At 42.7% G+C, this 14685-nt stretch carries 13 protein-coding genes; 9 read left to right on the top strand and 4 right to left on the bottom strand.

Annotation, left to right across the window (positions count from 1 at the left end; all coding sequences use genetic code 11):
* Positions 1 to 375 precede the first annotated feature (375 nt).
* The gene (locus RCH62_RS02450) at positions 376 to 897 is read left to right on the top strand and encodes a GNAT family N-acetyltransferase (protein WP_048716413.1); all 522 of its coding nucleotides are present in this window, start codon (positions 376 to 378) and stop codon (positions 895 to 897) included.
* Positions 898 to 931: 34 nt separating this feature from the next.
* On the opposite strand, the gene RCH62_RS02455 is transcribed toward RCH62_RS02450, so the two are convergent.
* Both RCH62_RS02455 and RCH62_RS02460 read right to left on the bottom strand, forming a co-directional pair.
* The gene (locus tag RCH62_RS02455) at positions 932 to 1606 is read right to left on the bottom strand and encodes a DUF1129 domain-containing protein (RefSeq protein ID WP_306474539.1); all 675 of its coding nucleotides are present in this window, start codon (positions 1604 to 1606) and stop codon (positions 932 to 934) included.
* Positions 1607 to 1634: 28 nt separating this feature from the next.
* Complete coding sequence (locus RCH62_RS02460; RefSeq protein ID WP_006597173.1) at positions 1635 to 2579, bottom strand: magnesium transporter CorA family protein; 945 nt, start codon at positions 2577 to 2579, stop codon at positions 1635 to 1637.
* Positions 2580 to 2700: 121 nt separating this feature from the next.
* Between RCH62_RS02460 and uvrA the strand changes: the two genes are divergently transcribed.
* The 5 genes from uvrA to nusB all read left to right on the top strand — a co-directional run bounded on the left by uvrA (position 2701) and on the right by nusB (position 8086).
* Complete coding sequence (gene uvrA / locus RCH62_RS02465; RefSeq protein WP_195347699.1) at positions 2701 to 5526, top strand: excinuclease ABC subunit UvrA; 2826 nt, start codon at positions 2701 to 2703, stop codon at positions 5524 to 5526.
* Positions 5523 to 6590: a Xaa-Pro peptidase family protein gene (locus RCH62_RS02470; RefSeq protein ID WP_195611124.1), complete on the top strand. Its 1068-nt coding sequence runs from the start codon at positions 5523 to 5525 to the stop codon at positions 6588 to 6590. Before uvrA ends, RCH62_RS02470 begins: the two co-directional genes overlap by 4 nt.
* Before the next feature lie 85 nt (positions 6591 to 6675).
* Complete coding sequence (efp, locus tag RCH62_RS02475; protein ID WP_006595686.1) at positions 6676 to 7236, top strand: elongation factor P; 561 nt, start codon at positions 6676 to 6678, stop codon at positions 7234 to 7236.
* A gap of 39 nt (positions 7237 to 7275) precedes the next feature.
* Positions 7276 to 7665 (top strand): Asp23/Gls24 family envelope stress response protein, encoded by a 390-nt coding sequence (locus tag RCH62_RS02480; protein WP_006595687.1) that lies wholly within the window; start codon positions 7276 to 7278, stop codon positions 7663 to 7665.
* Positions 7658 to 8086 (top strand): transcription antitermination factor NusB, encoded by a 429-nt coding sequence (gene nusB / locus RCH62_RS02485; RefSeq protein ID WP_048716428.1) that lies wholly within the window; start codon positions 7658 to 7660, stop codon positions 8084 to 8086. The genes RCH62_RS02480 and nusB overlap by 8 nt, the downstream gene beginning before the upstream one ends.
* Before the next feature lie 248 nt (positions 8087 to 8334).
* On the opposite strand, the gene RCH62_RS02490 is transcribed toward nusB, so the two are convergent.
* Positions 8335 to 9300 carry a LacI family DNA-binding transcriptional regulator gene (locus RCH62_RS02490; RefSeq protein WP_195612163.1) on the bottom strand — a complete coding sequence of 322 codons (966 nt, stop codon included), beginning with the start codon at positions 9298 to 9300 and terminating at the stop codon, positions 8335 to 8337.
* Positions 9281 to 10735 (bottom strand): sucrose-6-phosphate hydrolase, encoded by a 1455-nt coding sequence (locus RCH62_RS02495; RefSeq protein ID WP_195612162.1) that lies wholly within the window; start codon positions 10733 to 10735, stop codon positions 9281 to 9283. Before RCH62_RS02495 ends, RCH62_RS02490 begins: the two co-directional genes overlap by 20 nt.
* Positions 10736 to 11115: 380 nt before the next feature.
* On the opposite strand from RCH62_RS02495, the gene RCH62_RS02500 reads away from it, so the two are divergent.
* The 3 genes from RCH62_RS02500 to RCH62_RS02510 all read left to right on the top strand — a co-directional run bounded on the left by RCH62_RS02500 (position 11116) and on the right by RCH62_RS02510 (position 14647).
* On the top strand, positions 11116 to 13035 hold the full coding sequence (locus RCH62_RS02500) for a sucrose-specific PTS transporter subunit IIBC (RefSeq protein ID WP_306474540.1): 1920 nt from the start codon (positions 11116 to 11118) through the stop codon (positions 13033 to 13035).
* Positions 13036 to 13234: 199 nt separating this feature from the next.
* Entirely contained in the window at positions 13235 to 14128 is an 894-nt protein-coding gene (gene scrK / locus RCH62_RS02505; protein WP_154853672.1) for a fructokinase ScrK, read from the top strand.
* Between the two features lie 108 nt (positions 14129 to 14236).
* A complete protein-coding gene (locus RCH62_RS02510) occupies positions 14237 to 14647 on the top strand; it encodes a peptide deformylase (RefSeq protein WP_154853669.1) in 411 nt (136 codons plus the stop codon).
* Positions 14648 to 14685: the final 38 nt, after the last annotated feature.

Genomic DNA, 14685 nt, shown 5'->3' on the forward strand with positions numbered 1-14685 from the left:
ACCCTTACGGGTCTTTTTTTCACGAGCCTGGAAATTGGATAGCGAGTTGAGGTCCAGTGGACCTCTTTTTCATGAGCTTGAAAACAAGAGAGCGAGTAAGACCCTTACGGGTCTTTTTTTCACGAGCCTGGAAATTGGATAGCGAGTTGAGGTCCGGGTGGACCTCTTTTTCATGAGCTTGAAAACAAGAAAGCGAATTAAGACCCTTACGGGTCTTTTTTTCAGGTCCAGTGGACCTCTTTTTCAGACCCTTTTGGATTTTTTTTTGCTAGCATAGAAATGTGATAGTGAGTTAGGTCCGTGTGAAGCTCTTTGCCCTTTCCCAAGCTCTAATTATGCTATAATGAGGGGGAGAAAGGTATCAAGGAGCGCAACATGAAGGAAGGTGTAATCATCAGGAGGATGATAAAGGCAGATATTGAGCACATCTCTCAAGCCTTTATCCACCAAGGGTGGCCGGGTAGAGAGGATATCTTGGCCAGCTATTTTCAGGATCAGGAGAACGGAAAGAGAGACATATTAGTAGCTGAGTCGGATGGATTTGTGGCAGGTTATATCACTATATTGCCTGCTGCCAAGCACGGCCCTTTCGTGGGAGTCTATCCTGAACTATCTGATTTTAATGTTTTTGAGCCATTTAGAAATCGAGGAATTGGGAATCAACTCTTAGAAGAGGCGGAAAAAAGAGTCCGGCTACTATCAGAGATTGTCACTTTAGGGGTTGGTTTACACTCGGGTTATGGCCCAGCTCAAAGACTGTATGTCAAACGGGACTATATCCCAGATGGATCTGGAGTTTGGTTTAGGGATCAGCCCTTGGACCCTTACAGTTCTTGTGAAAACAATGATGACTTAGTCCTCTATTTTTCAAAAAGATTGAACAGGGAAATACAGTAAAACAAAAACGGATGAAAACTTCATCCGTTTCTTTTTAGCGTCGTTGAGGTGCTGTATTGGCGCTCTTGATATTGTATTTTTTCTTCAAATAGTAGCGGAGGAGAAGAGCACCACCACCGAGTAAGAGCATGAACCAGTTTGGTACACGCGGATTGAGGAATTGTGGGAGCAAAGCAGTGACCATGAGAATCACAACCCAAAGGATCATCGCCAACATTAGGATAGGAAGTGACTTGGTTAAAGCAGGCCGTTTCATTCCACGTTTAGAAACTTCGTAGTATTGGTAGAAGTAGTAATACATCAAATAGAGCACAACCCCACCAGTCAAGCTACCAAGAGTCAATGTGAGGAGTCCATAAGTGGTTCCCTGAGGAGCAAATAAGTTCATGAAGGCTGAAATGGCAGCAAAGAGACCAAAGACAAGAAGGAAAGAATCTGTGATCATGAGATGAGGAGCATCATTCTCTTTTGGATGCTCTTTTTCGTAGCGTTCTTTATCACTAAAAGCATTGGCCCAAGCAGTTGGCGCTCCAAAGAGAGTTCGCGCTGTTACTCCTTTTGGTTGGTTTTCAAAGATAGCTGGAAGAATTTCTTCAATCAGGCTAGTAGCCTCTTCTTCTGTTTTGCCGTTTTCAATCAATTGGTGTTTAGCGATGCGAACGAATTCTTGATTTTTTTTACTTAATTGGGTCAAATCAAATTGAGACATAAATACTCCTTAGTGTTATTAGTAGGTGTTAGAACCATTTTTTATGGATGAGGTAGACAACGAGCGATCCGGTCATGGCAAAGGCAATAAAGATAATGAGCCAGAAAGCATTAGGTTCTCCGTTGAGGGGGAGATCATTGTTCTTAAAGTTCATGCCATAAGCCGAGAAGATCATGGTTGGGATGGACATGACGATGGTCACCATGGCCAAGGTTTTCATGATATTGTTCTGGTTGTTGGAGATGATTGATGCGAAGGTATCTGTCATAGAGTGGAGAATGTTTCCATAAATATCTGCCATCTCAATGGCCTGTTGAGTTTCGATCAAGGTATCTTCCAACAAGTCCTCGTCTTCCAGGTATTTCTTGATGTTACTAGTGGCACTGGTCAATTTCTTGATCACGCGCTCATTGGTTTTCAGAGAGGCCTTGAAGTAGACGATGGTCTTTTCTAATTCCATCAGTTCAATCAGCTCTTCGTTTCGAGTCGACTTGTGCAGTTGACTTTCAATCTGTTCACTCTTACGATCCAGGGTACGAAGTGCGGTCAAGTAGAGCTCAGCATTGCGATAAAGGATCTGGAAGATGAAGCGGGATCGCATGAAGGTATAGAAATTCCGCAAGCGACGATTGATAAAGGTGTCTAGGAGAGGTAACTCTTCCAAGCAAGTGGTGATGATAGCCTCTTCTGTTAGGATAATCCCCAAAGGGATGGTGACATAGTAGGTCTGATTGTTCCGCTCTTCCTTGATGGGAACGTCTACGATGATCAAGGTATACTCATCTTCGATGGTCATACGAGACATTTCTTCCGCATCGAGCGGTGCCCGTAAGTCGGCAATATCGATGTTAAAAGCAGAAGCGATTTCCATCGACTCACTTTGAGAAGGGTTGACAAGGTTGATCCAGCTACCGGGTTCCAGTGTCTCTATTTCTTTAAATTCAGTCGTTGTCGATAAAAAGACCTGTTTCATGGTGCCTCCCCTTGTTTTTTTACACCTTAACATTATAACAGAAAAAGCACGCTTTTGGATAAAAGAATGCTGAAAAATTTGATATAATGAAGGATAAATAAATTGATGAAAAGTGGAAGAAATGCTCGATAAAATTGTCATTCATGGAGCGCGTGCTCATAATTTAAAAAATATTGATGTTGAAATCCCTCGAGATAAGCTGGTTGTGGTCACTGGTCTATCAGGTTCTGGGAAATCGAGCTTAGCCTTTGACACTCTCTATGCAGAAGGACAAAGACGTTATGTAGAGAGCCTGTCAGCCTATGCTCGTCAGTTTTTAGGAAATATGGAAAAACCCGATGTGGACTCGATTGATGGCCTAAGTCCAGCCATTTCCATTGACCAAAAAACAACCAGCAAAAATCCGCGGTCAACGGTTGGAACGACAACAGAAATCAACGATTACTTACGCCTTCTCTATGCTCGTGTGGGGACTCCTTACTGTATCAATGGCCATGGAGCGATTACGGCTTCTTCGGTCGAGCAGATCGTTGACCAAGTTTTGGAATTCCCGGAGCGCCAACGCCTGCAAATCTTAGCGCCTATTGTTCGTAAGAAAAAAGGCCAGCATAAGAATATCATCGAAAAGGTGCAAAAAGACGGCTATGTCCGGGTGCGTGTGGATGGCGAAATCTTTGATGTGACAGAGGTCCCAGAATTATCCAAAAGCCAACAGCACACAATTGAGGTTGTCGTAGACCGGATTGTCATCAAAGATGGCATTCGGTCCCGTCTCTTTGATTCGGTCGAAGCGGCGCTTCGGATCGCAGATGGCTATGTGGTCATCGATACCATGGATGAAAATGAACTGCTCTTTTCAGAGCACTACGCTTGCCCGGTTTGTGGCTTTACCGTCCCTGAGTTGGAACCTCGTCTCTTTTCATTTAATGCCCCCTTTGGCTCTTGTCCAGATTGTGATGGACTAGGAATCAAGCTAGAGGTTGACTTGGATTTGGTTGTTCCAGATGCTAGCAAGACTCTCCGTGAAGGAGCTCTGGCACCATGGAATCCGATTTCTTCTAACTACTATCCTCAGATGTTGGAGCAGGCCATGATCCAGTTTGGGATTGATATGGACAAGCTATTTGAAGACTTGTCTCCAGAAGAGCGACACTTGGTTTTCTATGGTTCTGAGGGCAAGGAATTCCATTTCCATTATGAGAATGAATTTGGTGGGGTTCGCGATATTGACATTCCTTTTGAAGGGGTCGTTACCAATATTAATCGCCGTTACCACGAAACGTCTAGCGACTTTACTCGCAATCAGATGTTGTCCTACATGAATGAATTGACTTGTGCTACCTGCCATGGGTATCGCTTGAATGACCAGGCCTTGTCTGTCCGAGTAGGAGGAGAGAAGGGGCTACATATTGGGCAAATCTCGGACTTGTCCATTGAGGACCATCTTAAGGTGGTAGCTGATCTCAAATTAACCAAGAATGAGGAGACCATTGCTCGACCGATTCTCAAAGAAGTCAAGGATCGTTTGACCTTCTTGAACAATGTTGGCTTGAGCTATCTGACCCTGTCTCGCTCGGCCGGGACTCTATCTGGGGGAGAAAGTCAGCGGATTCGCTTGGCGACCCAGATCGGATCCAACCTCTCAGGTGTCCTCTATATCCTGGATGAGCCTTCGATTGGCCTTCATCAGCGGGACAATGACCGCTTGATTGCCAGTCTCAAGAAGATGCGTGATTTGGGCAATACCTTGATCGTTGTCGAACACGATGAGGATACGATGAGAGAGGCTGATTACCTGATCGACGTCGGTCCAGGAGCCGGTGTCTTTGGAGGCGAGATTGTTGCGGCTGGAACACCTAAGCAGGTAGCCCGCAATAGCAAATCCATCACCGGTCAGTACCTCTCTGGAAAACGGGCTATCCCCGTACCAACGGAACGGCGGGTAGGTAACGGTCGCTTTATCGAGCTAACAGGGGCTGCTGAAAATAACTTAAAAGAGGTGACAGCGCGTTTCCCGCTGGGTAAATTCATTGCTGTTACTGGCGTTTCTGGCTCAGGGAAGTCCACCTTGGTCAACAGTATTTTGAAAAAAACGCTGGCGCAAAAATTGAACCGCAATTCAGAGAAACCCGGGAAATACAAAACCATTTCAGGTGTCGAGCACATTGATCGACTGATTGATATCGACCAAAGTCCGATTGGCCGCACTCCACGCTCCAATCCAGCTACCTATACAGGTGTATTTGACGACATTCGCGATCTCTTTGCCCAAACCAATGAAGCCAAGATTAGAGGCTACAAAAAAGGCCGCTTTAGTTTCAACGTCAAGGGGGGCCGGTGTGAGGCTTGTTCGGGAGATGGCATCATTAAGATTGAGATGCATTTCCTACCGGACGTCTATGTACCGTGTGAAGTCTGCCATGGGCGACGCTACAACAGTGAAACCCTAGAAGTTCACTATAAAGAAAAGAACATCTCCCAGATTTTGGACATGACTGTCAATGATGCAGTGGATTTCTTTAAACATATTCCAAAGATTAATCGCAAGTTGCAGACGATCAAGGATGTCGGCTTGGGCTATGTGACCCTGGGACAGCCGGCAACGACACTTTCAGGAGGAGAAGCCCAGCGGATGAAGTTGGCTTCTGAGCTTCATAAGCGTTCGACAGGTAAGTCTTTTTATATTTTGGATGAGCCGACAACAGGACTTCATACAGAGGATATCTCTCGTTTGCTCAAGGTTTTGGAACGGTTTGTGGATGATGGCAATACCGTTTTGGTTATTGAGCACAACTTAGATGTCATTAAGACAGCGGACCATATCATCGACTTAGGACCAGAAGGTGGTGTCGGTGGTGGTACCATTATTGCGACAGGAACACCAGAAGAAGTAGCCAGCAACCCAGCTAGCTTTACAGGACAGTATTTGAAAGGGAAATTACAATGAACCAACGAATTACAAATCTACGAACTAAAATGAAGGCACAGGATCTAAAAGCTGTCCTCATTAACAACTTGAAAAATGTCTACTATTTGACAGGTTTCTGGGGATCAAATGGGACTGTTTTGGTGACAGAAGAGCGCGTGGTCCTCTTCACCGATTCGCGCTATACCATTCATGCCCATGCGACTTGTTTCCCCTTTGTTGAGATTGTTGAAACCCGCAATGAATTGGAAGAAGCAGCAAAAATTGTCAAAGACGCAGCGATCCAAGAACTTGGCTTTGAGGATGAGATCACAGTTGCCTACCATACCCGTCTAGCGACCGCTTTCTCAGGAGTCGCTCTAAGAGCCTTGTCTGATTTTGTAATGGAGTTTCGTTTGATTAAAGATGAGACAGAAGTAGCAACCATCCGCAAGGCTTGCAGTATTTCAGATCAAGCCTTCCTAGATGTGCTGGAGTTTATCAAGGTTGGCCAAACAACAGAATTAGAAGCGGCGACCTTCCTCGATTTCAGAATGCGGGAATTGGGAGCGTCAGGTGTATCCTTTGATATCATCTCCGCTGCGGGAGAACGCTCTGCTATGCCCCATGCGACTCCTAGTGATCGCATTATCTCTGCGGGGGATGCCTTGACCTTGGACTTTGGCTGTCTTTACAACCATTACGTGAGTGATATGACCCGGACCATTTATGCAGGTCATGTCAGTGATAAGGAAAGAGAAATTTACGAAACGGTCTTGAAAGCCAACCAAGCTCTCATTTCTGAAGCCAAGGCTGGACTAGGTTTCCGTGAGTTTGATAAAATTCCTCGAGACATTATCGAGGCGGCAGGATACGGCCAGTACTTTACTCATGGAATTGGACATGGTATTGGCTTGGACATCCATGAAGAGCCTTATTTCAGTCAAACATCTAAAGAAGTTATCAAGGCGGGAATGGTCTTAACAGATGAGCCAGGGATCTACATTGAAGGTCTATCAGGTGTCCGGATTGAAGATGATCTCTTGATTACAGAAAGTGGCTGTGAAGTCTTGACCCTTGCACCGAAAGAATTGATTGTGATCTAAGGAAATTTGCAGAGATAGATTTGAGAAATCTGAGCATTTGTGATAGAATAAAGAGTAATATATTTTTAAAAAGAGGTATGAAAACATGATTGAAGCAAGTAAGTTGAAAGCTGGTATGACTTTTGAAACAGCTGATGGAAAATTGATCCGCGTTTTGGAAGCGAGCCACCACAAACCAGGTAAAGGAAACACGATCATGCGTATGAAATTGCGTGATGTTCGTACTGGTTCAACTTTTGATACAAGCTACCGTCCAGAAGAAAAATTTGAGCAAGCTATTATTGAAACTGTACCAGCTCAATACTTGTATAAAATGGATGACACAGCTTACTTCATGAATACTGAAACATATGACCAATATGAAATTCCTGTTGTCAATGTTGAGAACGAATTGCTTTACATCCTTGAAAACTCAGAAGTGAAAATTCAATTCTACGGAAGCGAAGTGATTGGGGTGACGGTTCCTACAACTGTTGAATTGACAGTTGCTGAAACTCAACCATCTATTAAAGGTGCTACAGTTACAGGTTCTGGTAAACCAGCTACAATGGAAACAGGTCTTGTGGTAAACGTTCCAGACTTCATCGAAGCAGGACAAAAATTGATTATCAATACAGCTGAAGGAACTTACGTTTCTCGTGCCTAATCAGCTCTAAAAAAATAGGTCTGATAGAAAGGAACTTCTATGGCAACTGAACAATACGGCGAAATCGTCATTGCACCTCGCGTGCTAGAAAAAATTATTGCGATTGCGACTGCAAAAGTAGATGGTGTTCATTCTCTTGAAAACAAGAGTGTATCGGATAGCCTTTCAAAACGTGCTCTTGGACGTGGGGTTTACCTTCGTACACAAGAAGATGGTCAAATCTCTGTTGATATTTACCTCTATCTAGAGTATGGTGTAGCAGTCCCTAAAGTAGCTGTTGCGATCCAAAAAGCAGTAAAAACAGCTGTCTACAATATGGCAGATGTGACCTTGGATGATGTCAATATCCATGTGGTTGGGATCGTGACTGAAAAAGCAGCGAAACCTGATTTGAAAGATTTGTTTAATGAGGATTTCCTCAATGACTGATATTTTATTTGAATCACGTCGTGATCTACGGGAGCGTGCCTTTCAAGCTCTAATGAGTTTAGAGTACGAAGGGGATGTTGTAGAAGCGTGCCGATTTGCTTTTACTCATGACAAAGAGGAGACTGACCAGGAAGTGGAAATTCCAGCTTTTTTACTCAATTTGGTATCTGGTGTTCGTCAATCAAAGGATGAATTGGATCAACAGATTGCCCAACACTTGAAAACTGGATGGACCGTCGAACGTTTGACTCTAGTGGAGAAAAACATTCTTCGTTTGGGTGTGTTCGAAATCACTTCCTTTGATACCCCTCAGCTGGTTGCAGTGAATGAAGCAATTGAATTAGCTAAAACATTTTCAGATGAAAAATCTGCTCGGTTTGTGAATGGTGTCTTAAGTCAATTCGTAACGGAAGCAGAATAAGATAGAAAAGAAACCACCTCCGAGGGTGGTTTCTTTTTGTGTATAGAGCTTTGCTTGATCATGATAAGGAAAAAGACTGGTACAAAAGTCCGGCCTCTTAATTGACTTTGGATTGTCTAACAAGACGCAGTGGTTGAGTGGGCTCTACTGCGCTGATTTTATCAGCTTTTACAGCCCTACTCAACTGTGCGGAGGTGGGACGACGAAATCGAATTCTAACGAATTACCGATTTCTGTCCCACTCTCTTTTAAACACTTTTACCGGGTAAAACACTAACAGGGAGAAAATAGCCTGTTGTTTTTACGTCTTTTCCTTCAATTTTTTGAAGAAGAAGGTCGACCGTCAGACGAGCAATCTCTTGTAAGGGTTGCTTGATGGTGGTGAGACGGGGGAAATAATTTTCAATAAAGTAGGTCCCATCGTAGCCAATGATCTTCAGGTCCTCCGGAATAGCAATGCCGAGTTCGTCAGCGATTTTCATTACCAAAATAGCCGTTAGATCGTCAGACGCAAAGATAGCATCCGGTTTCTGCTGGGTCAAGATGGACTTGATTTCCATTTCTTTGCGAATAGGTGAATAATCACTGGAAACATTGATAATTTGTGCTTCTGGCAGAACTGAAGCAAAGCCTGCGTGGCGAAGACCGGTTGGGGAGTTAGAATTGTCATTACCTGTAATCATGATAATCTTTTTTGCCCCTGTCTTGGCAAGGGTTTCCGCAGCAAGGACGCCACCAGCGTAGTTATCCGACGAGACGACAGGGATCTCAGGGGAGAGGTTCCTGTCAAAGGCGATGATAGGAGCTGCGACTCGGTTGTAATCTTCAATCCCTAGATTATGACTACCAGAAATAATACCATCCACTTGATTGGCTTCTAGCATTTCGATGTATTCACGTTCTTTTTCCGAATCATGCTCGCTATTACAAATAATGGTTTTATACCCATGTTTAAACAGTTCTTCTTCCAGTTTATCGATTAATTCTGCATAGAAGACATGGCTGATTTTTGGGAAGATTAAGCCGATTAACTTGGCTGATTTTCCTTGTAGGCTCCGAGCGATCGTATTCGGCTTGTAGCCCAATTCTCTCATGGCCTCTTTAACTTTTGAGACAGTTTTTTCAGATAAATAGCCCTTTTTGTTAATGACTCGTGAAACTGTCGTGGGGCTGACGCCAGCTAATTTGGCGACATCAGTGAGCTTTGCGACCATAGTCTAGTTCGTAGTATGTTCCAGTAGGTGTTCCGGATTTGATCAAGATACCAGTTTGATCAGCATGCGGGAAGACGCGACCAGAGAATACCTTTTCTCCTTTGTTGATAAAGATTTCAAAAATCGAGTTATCGATGAAAATTGTAGCAGTTGTAGCTTGGTTTTCGATCGGGCAAGTACGAGTAGTTCCAAACTCTTGGGCATACTGTTCGCCAGCTTGGCTACGGTCGACAATGATTTGGCCATTTGCAATATCAAAAGTAATAGAAAGTCCTTTGCCTTCTTTATCGGCTAGGAGAACAATCTCATTTTTGCTATTGGCTTCAAAGGCTAATTCTAACTTGTAGCAATTATTGGTTGTTTCCTTGTTTGTAAACTCGGAAGAAGTGGAGCGGAGCTCTTTTACAGCTTCGACCGGATATTGATAAAGTTTACCGTCCTGAATAGTTAGCTCTTTGACCAAAGAGAAGGCTCCTTGGTGGTCATAGCGATCGGATGGGTATGCGACATCTGGTAAACCTAACCAGCTAACCGTTAAGGCTCTTCCATCAGGAGTGTTGAAGCCTTGAGTTGCATAGGCTTCGAAGCCGTAGTCCAAGTTGCGCAATTCAGATACGTCAACGAGACGAGCTTGTTCAGGATCAAAAGAAGCCCCAATCTTATACATATTTGGATAGATATTGTCGTAGTCGAGGACTGCTTTGTCCAAACCTTGAGGGCAATAAAGAAGGACAGGTTGCTCGCCGACGAAGACCAAGTTAGGACACTCCATCATATAAGCTGTACGATCATTGTTGAAATCAAGATCGCCTACTTCAACCCAGTTGGTATAATCGTTATTCACCGCTTTGTAAAGGCGAACGAACCCTTTTCTCTCAAGGTCTTGACCACCGACGATGGCATAGTATTGATCTTTGAATTTAAAAATTTGTGGGTCGCGGAAATGATCGGTGGCATCCTCTGGTTGATCAATGAGGATTTGGTCGATTTTTTCGAGGTTTCCAGCCTGGTCTAAGAGGGCTCCGATTTGGTAGGGATGACGGATCCAGTTCTCGTCTCGTACATTTCCTGTATAGAATAAGAAAAGTTTGTCATCGAATTGCATAGCCGAACCAGAATAGGCTCCATGGCTATCCAAAGGTGTGTCTGGTAAAACCTTAAGACCAGTTTCTTTAAAATGAACTAAATCATCACTTTCCAGTTGTACCCAAGACTTCAATCCGTGAGCGGCTCCAAAGGGAAAGTTCTGGTAAAAGAGAATCCATTTACCATTAAAATAGGAGAAACCATTCGGGTCATTTAAAAGGCCAGTTTTGGGTTCGACATGGTAATGAGTATGCCAAGGAGAATTAGCCATGTTTTCTTTTATTTGTTTCTTTTCTTCTTCGGTCCAGTCTTCATACTGTTTGTACCGAAGTTCTGTTGTCCATTCCATTTGACTCCTCCAAAATTTTTCTTACTTCCATAGTACCGATTTCTATAAAAAAAAGCAAGACTTTGACCAAAGAATTGAGAAAAAATGTCAAACGTTTATCATAAAATATCGGAGCGAAGGCTAAATATAGTTTATGAAAACAAATGAAAGAATGAAAGTTTTTGAAAATCCAAAAACTGGATAATAGCTATAGTACATAGCGGAAGGGTGTTTAGCTAAATGAAAATAAAAAGAGCTTCTTTCAAACATTCAAAAATCGCAAATAAACATCAAAAACTTTCTGCAAAACGGTTGACATATTCTTGATACATGGTACAATTAAATGCGTAGAGACGGGTGAACCGTTTTCAAAACAATAAAAAATAAGGAGATTTTTGCAAATGTCAAATACAGAAATTGCAAAAAAAGTCGTCGATGCAATCGGTGGAGTTGAGAACGTTAGCAGTGTTGCTCACTGTGCGACTCGTCTTCGCGTGATGGTCAAAGATGAATCAAAAATCAACAAAGATGTTGTTGAGAACATTGAAAAAGTACAGGGAGCTTTCTTTAACTCAGGTCAATACCAAATCATCTTTGGTACTGGTACTGTAAATAAGATCTACGATGAAGTAGTAGCTCTAGGCTTGCCAACTTCTTCAAAAGATGAAATGAAAGCTGAAGCAGCGAAACAAGGAAATTGGTTCCAACGCGCAATCCGTACCTTCGGAGATGTTTTTGTCCCAATTTTGCCAGCAATCGTTGCAACTGGTTTGTTTATGGGAATTCGTGGTGCTATTGCTCAAGACCAAGTATTGGCTTTGTTTGGTACTACAGCAGACGCATTTAAATCTACAGATTTCTATACCTATTCAACAATTTTGACAGATACTGCGTTTGCCTTCTTCCCAGCCTTGATTTCATGGTCTGCGTTCCGAGTGTTTGGAGGAAATCCTGTTCTTGGGATTGTAATTGGTTTGATGATGGTTAGTCCGACACTTCCAAATGCGTGGGTTGTAGCGGAAGATCCTTCTAAAGCAGCAACATACTTTGGTATCTTCCATCATGTGGTTGGATTCCAGAACTCAGTTCTTCCCGCTTTCTTCGTTGGTCTAATTGGTGCGAAACTTGAAAAATGGCTCCATAAGAAAATTCCAGATGTCCTAGATTTGTTATTGGTTCCATTATTTACATTAACAATCATGTCATTTCTCGCCTTGTTTATTATTGGACCATTCTTCCACAGTATCGAGGAACATGTACTGAATGCAACTAAGTTTATTTTAAATCTACCATTCGGCCTTGCAGGTCTTCTTATCGGTGGGATTCATCAGTTGATTGTCGTTACTGGTGTCCATCATATTTTTAATCTTCTTGAATCGCAATTAATTACTTCGGATAAAAAAGATCCATTTAATGCAATTATTACAGCTGCTATGACTGCACAAGCTGGTGCGACATTAGCTGTGGCAGTGAAATCAAAATCTCAAAAAGTGAAAGCTTTAGCATTTCCTGCAACTATTTCTGCCTTATTAGGTATTACTGAGCCCGCAATCTTTGGTGTGAACTTGCGTTATGTAAAACCATTCGTTATTGCTTTGGGAGCAGGTGCTGTAGGTGGTTGGATTGCATCTATGTTAAACCTTGCTGGTACAGGATTTGGTATTACAATTATTCCAGGAACACTTCTCTATCTAAATGGTCAATTATTGAAATATGTATTTATGGTTGTATTTACAACTGCACTAAGTTTCGGTTTGACATATATGTTTGGTTATGAAGATGAAGCTTCATCTGTTCCTGCAGAGGACAAAGAAGCTGGTGCAATTATTGAAGAAGAAACAACTGGAACTGTTCCAGAAACTCTTCAAGATGAAACGATTATCTCTCCAATCGTTGGCCAAGCGGTTGCTTTAGAAAATGTGAATGACCCTGTCTTCTCAAGCGGTGCGATGGGGCAAGGGATTGCAGTGAAGCCATCTGAAGGTGTCGTTTATGCTCCTGCAGATGCAGAAGTAACCATTGCTTTTGCAACAGGTCATGCCTTCGGTTTGAAGACAGCCAACGGTGCTGAAGTTTTGATCCACGTTGGGATTGATACAGTTTCAATGAACGGTGAAGGATTTGATCAAAAGGTTGCGCAAGGTGACAAGGTCAAAGCTGGCGATGTTCTTGGAACATTTGATTCTGCTAAAATTGCAGCAGCTGGTCTTGATGATACAACAATGGTCATCGTCACAAACACAGCCGACTATACTTCAGTAACTCCAGTAGCTACTGGTGCAGTTGCTAAAGGCGATGCTATTATTCAAGTAAAAGCATAATCGAATACATGATTGCTCAAGGACTGGTTAGGGTATCCTCCAGTCCTTGAATTTTGTTTGGAGATGAGGTTTGGAATAAAAAAGTTGCTCACCTGATGTTTAAACATAAATAAGAGTAGTTTTTTCTATAAGGAATAGAAGTGAACCGTTTTCCTTTATGATATAATAGAAAAAAAGAGAATTGAAGAAGAGGTTTGATATGACTAAATTATATGGAAGTCTTGAAGCAGGTGGAACAAAGTTTGTTTGTGCTGTAGGTGACGAAAATTATAACGTCATTGAGAAAACACAGTTTCCGACAACGACCCCTATTGAAACCCTTGATAAATGTATTGAGTTTTTCTCTAAGTTTGAAAATCTTGCAGGTTTAGCGATTGGTTCATTTGGACCGATTGATATTGATAAAAATTCAAAAACATATGGTTTTATTACAACAACTCCAAAACCACATTGGGCCAATATTGATGTGGTAGGTGCTTTCCGTCGGGCATTAAATGTACCGATTTACTTCACAACTGACGTAAATAGCTCAGCTTATGGTGAGGTCGTCGCTCGTAATAATGCGGGTGCGCGGATTGAAAACCTAGTCTACTACACAATTGGTACAGGAATTGGGGCTGGTGTCATCCAGCGTGGTGAATTCATTGGTGGAGTAGGACATCCTGAGATGGGCCATTACTATGTTGCCAAACACCCAATGGATGTTGAAAAAGAATTTAATGGGGTTTGTCCATTCCACAGAGGCTGTTTAGAAGGTCTTGCGGCTGGTCCAAGCTTGGAAGCTCGTACCGGTATTCGTGGGGAAAATATCGAACTCAATAGCACTGTATGGGATATCCAAGCCTACTATATTGCCCAAGCCGCTGTCAATGCGACTGTAACCTTCCGTCCAGATGTGATTGTATTTGGTGGAGGAGTGATGGCACAACAGCACATGCTGGATCGCGTTCGTGAAAAATTCACAGTATTATTGAACGGCTACTTACCAGTTCCAGATGTTCGAGACTACATCGTGACTCCTGCGGTGGCTGGAAATGGTTCAGCAACCTTGGGTAACTTTGTCTTAGCAAAACAAGTCAGTAAAAAAGACTAATCAGTTAAGGCTGAAATAACATACTGTATCAAAATGCTAGGGGAGGGAGTTCTTCGTCGGGAAGATGGATGAATAACCTTCTCTTTTTTAAGCAAGAAAGGAGAAATGATGGAAAAAGCCATTATGAAGGATCCCTTCTTTTTGAGTCAAGTATCTGAAGAAGCGGCTAAAGAGGATTTGTATTTGGCGCAAGATTTACAAGATACCTTACGAGCTCACCAAGATTCCTGTGTTGGCATGGCTGCTAATATGATTGGTGTACGCAAACGAGTGATTATTATCCAATTTGGCGTGATGCCCTTGGTTCTCTTTAACCCTGTTCTAGTTAAGAAAGAAGGAGCTTATGAGACAGAAGAGGGGTGCCTTTCTTTGGCAGGGAGCCGAAAAACGAGCCGCTTTGAAAAGATTCAAGTCTCCTACTACGACATCAATTGGAAACCTCAGCTCATAAACTTAGAAGGTTTTGCGGCCCAGATTTGCCAGCATGAGCTGGATCACCTAGAAGGTATTTTGATCTAGTTGGACCTTCTGACTGCTAATCAATCTATTGAAAAAGA

The organism is Streptococcus sp., from assembly GCF_030825805.1.
Lineage (GTDB): Bacteria > Bacillota > Bacilli > Lactobacillales > Streptococcaceae > Streptococcus.

Excerpts from the sequence above, each read along its gene's own strand:
- RCH62_RS02495 (WP_195612162.1), bottom strand. The coding sequence starts at position 10,735 with ATGGAATGGACAACAGAACTTCGGTACAAACAGTATGAAGACTGGACC.
- nusB (WP_048716428.1), top strand. The coding sequence starts at position 7,658 with ATGACTGATATTTTATTTGAATCACGTCGTGATCTACGGGAGCGTGCC.
- RCH62_RS02500 (WP_306474540.1), top strand. The coding sequence starts at position 11,116 with ATGTCAAATACAGAAATTGCAAAAAAAGTCGTCGATGCAATCGGTGGA.
- RCH62_RS02510 (WP_154853669.1), top strand. The coding sequence starts at position 14,237 with ATGGAAAAAGCCATTATGAAGGATCCCTTCTTTTTGAGTCAAGTATCT.
- scrK (WP_154853672.1), top strand. The coding sequence starts at position 13,235 with ATGACTAAATTATATGGAAGTCTTGAAGCAGGTGGAACAAAGTTTGTT.
- RCH62_RS02460 (WP_006597173.1), bottom strand. The coding sequence starts at position 2,579 with ATGAAACAGGTCTTTTTATCGACAACGACTGAATTTAAAGAAATAGAG.
- RCH62_RS02455 (WP_306474539.1), bottom strand. The coding sequence starts at position 1,606 with ATGTCTCAATTTGATTTGACCCAATTAAGTAAAAAAAATCAAGAATTC.
- efp (WP_006595686.1), top strand. The coding sequence starts at position 6,676 with ATGATTGAAGCAAGTAAGTTGAAAGCTGGTATGACTTTTGAAACAGCT.
- RCH62_RS02450 (WP_048716413.1), top strand. The coding sequence starts at position 376 with ATGAAGGAAGGTGTAATCATCAGGAGGATGATAAAGGCAGATATTGAG.
- RCH62_RS02480 (WP_006595687.1), top strand. The coding sequence starts at position 7,276 with ATGGCAACTGAACAATACGGCGAAATCGTCATTGCACCTCGCGTGCTA.
- RCH62_RS02470 (WP_195611124.1), top strand. The coding sequence starts at position 5,523 with ATGAACCAACGAATTACAAATCTACGAACTAAAATGAAGGCACAGGAT.
- RCH62_RS02490 (WP_195612163.1), bottom strand. The coding sequence starts at position 9,300 with ATGGTCGCAAAGCTCACTGATGTCGCCAAATTAGCTGGCGTCAGCCCC.
- uvrA (WP_195347699.1), top strand. The coding sequence starts at position 2,701 with ATGCTCGATAAAATTGTCATTCATGGAGCGCGTGCTCATAATTTAAAA.